The organism is Pseudomonas sp. P4_B4, assembly GCF_056402255.1.
On sequence record NZ_JBFUHS010000075.1, the window covers coordinates 1 to 2,999 of the forward strand.

The 2,999-nt window shown below is 45.0% G+C and carries 4 protein-coding genes; all 4 read left to right on the forward strand.

The window, feature by feature from the left end:
- Positions 1–1,020, forward strand: a 1,020-nt coding sequence (locus AC1DVE_RS31045; RefSeq protein ID WP_477784439.1) for an N-acetylmuramidase domain-containing protein, incomplete at its 5' end; no start/stop codon positions are given.
- The gene (locus AC1DVE_RS31050) at positions 995–1,702 is read left to right on the forward strand and encodes a hypothetical protein (protein ID WP_223533263.1); all 708 of its coding nucleotides are present in this window, start codon (positions 995–997) and stop codon (positions 1,700–1,702) included. The genes AC1DVE_RS31045 and AC1DVE_RS31050, both read left to right, overlap by 26 nt.
- A gap of 219 nt (positions 1,703–1,921) precedes the next feature.
- Positions 1,922–2,581: a hypothetical protein gene (locus AC1DVE_RS31055; RefSeq protein WP_223533264.1), complete on the forward strand. Its 660-nt coding sequence runs from the start codon at positions 1,922–1,924 to the stop codon at positions 2,579–2,581.
- Between the two features lie 109 nt (positions 2,582–2,690).
- A partial coding sequence (locus tag AC1DVE_RS31060) for an EF-hand domain-containing protein (RefSeq protein WP_477784440.1) occupies positions 2,691–2,999 on the forward strand: 309 nt, incomplete at its 3' end.

Sequence of the window (2,999 nt, forward strand, 5' to 3'; positions counted from 1 at the left end):
GAAGACAAGGGACCGGTAAAGAGCCGCCTCTTCGACATCATCGACCGCAACCGCGACGGCAAAATGACCGCCGAGGAACTGCAGGCAGCCATCCGCCTGCCGGCCCATGCGCAATCGATATCGGAACTGATCATTCACAAGGAAAGTGAGTGGTATCACCAGTCACAGAAGTGGGACGCGCTGGACGAGTTGCTCGGCCATAGCGGCTCGACGCCGCATTTGAACTGGTTGGCGGAGAAGCAGCGGATCAAGCAGATAAGTTGGTGGAGTGAGGTAGCGGAGAAAGTGGGGTTGCCGTCATGGGGGAAGGTGTATCACTTTCATCCGGTGGGGATTACAGCGCACCTAAACGATAATCAAAAAAAATGTTACTGCTATCAGCAAGGACTAATAGATGCGCCCTGCCAAACAGGATTGACTGATGTAACAAAAAAACATTTTGAGTTGCTTGCTAATGAACTTGGTGTTGAAAAAGAAGTACTAAGAGCCATCGCATTGGCCGAAACGGGAGATAAAGTTCCGTTTAAAGAATACAGACCAGGAGAAAAACATGCCCTCATTCTTTATGAGCGTCACTACATGCGTCGTTTTTTACTCGCTGACGGGATGCCATCATCTGAAGTTGATGCACTTTCTAATGCAGAGCCGAAGATAGTACATACTTATGAAGCATCGTATTCATACGGCTCACTTGATGATCAGTATTCAAGATTGAAACGGGCGCGCGAAATTAATCGAGCAGCCGCCATCAAGTCATGCTCTTGGGGTAAGTTTCAAGTTATGGGCGAATATTATCGGCATCTCTATGAGAGCGCAGATGATTTGGAGAAAGCTCAAAATTACTGCGCATTGCAGCATTTGCAATACTTCAAGATCTTCTTGACCAAGGAAAAAAATCTTATAGGGCCAATGAAAGATAAGGACTGGACCCTAATTGCGCAAAAATATAACGGAAAGAGTCAAATTGGATACGACACAAAAATAAGGAGCGCTTATGAAAACCTCAAACAAAATTGGTAAAGCATTAGCAGTTGCAATAACGCTAATTATATTTGGCGTTTCAGCTGAAGAATGCAAAAGCACTTCCAGCCTGATCACCCCCCACAAACTAGAAACAAAAAAAAACCTGATATGTATTACTAAAAACAATGAAGAAATTGCCATATTTGTATATAGGAATGATGGAGGGGGCACTCCAATATCAAGAAACACTACGTTACTAGACGAGTCCGATATAACTGAGGGAAGTATGCGACTTGAGTCATCTAGCGATGGCTTTCAAATATATTTTGAATACCCGAACAACATTTACCTGATTGGATTTGATATTGATGCCAAACACATCACTAAATCCTACTCATTAATTAAGCTGAATGCCGCCTCACCAGACACCCCTCCTAAACAAATGAAACTAGTAGTGACTTCAAAGCAACTGGCGGAACTACACTTTGAAACCCTTACCAAGAGGCAAGTTTTCGGCCAAAACGCTTTAAATCTTGAACAGCCATTCAATGCAATAATAACCACCAGAAAAGCTCAGATATTACACAACCCCAATTCAATAAGTTTTTCGGGGATGCACTTGATCCAAGGAGACAGCGTAAGAGTGATCGACTTCAAAAATGGATGGATAAAAATTCAGCATGAGTCTTTGGATCATCTTGATGATAGTGGGTGGATTCTACTGGCAGATATACTTTGATGCTTGAGAAAGTTATCACGCTAATCGTCCCGGCAATGTTGCAAATGACTTTGGTAATGCTCTTAAAATCTTTCATAACATGCACCGGACCTTGGCTGACAATCCGGCACACTGGGGAGTAAATCATGCAAGGTACGAATCTGCTTTATTGGAAATTTATGGCCCATCACGTCGCATGACTGATGCAGATCTTCGTTATAGAAGCCTGAAGAATAAATTATGAAACACCACCTCGCAATGTTATTAGCAATTCCGCTTAACCCCGGAAATTTTGGATACGCCTCAACTGAATTTGTCGGAGTAAAAAAAACATCGTGCATTGAGCATCTTCAGTATAGCGACCCGATTGGCAAACGATATCGTACCCTGACGATACTTAACAACGGTAAAACTATACGAGTCCTTCGTGGAGAAATAGACAATGGTGGGACATTTGAAAAAATAGATCTCCCCGAATTGTCACCAGACGGTAATTTTGTGTTGCTGAACCAAATCGAATCCGGCGAAGTAGAAACCTCAAGCGGCTCAGTAATACACCACGAGGTCGCCTACTGCGAGCTGGTGGATTTACGCAGTGGTTGCATTATAGCAAGAGAAACTGGTGAATTTTGCGGTGGCACGTTTACGCGGGATGGCAGGTGGAAAAACCAACTCTATCCTGAATTTCACTTAACCGCTGAGATTCCTAGAGCAAAAAAATATGTGGAAGGCATGTTGAAATCTGCAGACTCTCCGGCGTCCTCATTTGACAATCTGCTAATTTGCGACCCGCCTGACGCTAATAACAAAGAAGACTATCGCACTATAATTGAGAACAACATCTTCAATTTGGACAACATTCAGCGTGAGTTCTTAAGACAAAATCTGAATGACAACTAGTGCTTTGCGAAGTATTCACAGCGACATTCTCGCAAAACTGTCGACTGGCGCGAAAGTCAAGTTGAGCGGAAAAGTCAATTACCACAAATAGGAACGCGTCAATCAACACATGAATATTGCGTCGCTCCAAGACGTGCTGGCCGCTTCGTTGCGGGGTGAGCCGGCAGCGTTGAGCCGCCTGTTCGACATCATCGACCGCAACCGCGACGGCAAAATGACCGCCGAGGAGCTGCAGGCAGCCATCACCCTGCCGGCCCATGCGCAATCGATATCGCAACTGATCATCTACAAGGAAAGCGAGTGGTATCACCAGCCACAGAAGTGGGACGCGCTGGACGAGTTGCTCGGCCATAGCGGCTCGACGCCGCATTTGAACTGGTTGGCGGAGAAGCAGCGGATCAAGCAGATAAGTTGGTGG

Coding starts and splice junctions, on each gene's coding strand:
- AC1DVE_RS31055 (WP_223533264.1), top strand. CDS start 1,922: ATGAAACACCACCTCGCAATGTTATTAGCAATTCCGCTTAACCCCGGA.
- AC1DVE_RS31050 (WP_223533263.1), top strand. CDS start 995: ATGAAAACCTCAAACAAAATTGGTAAAGCATTAGCAGTTGCAATAACG.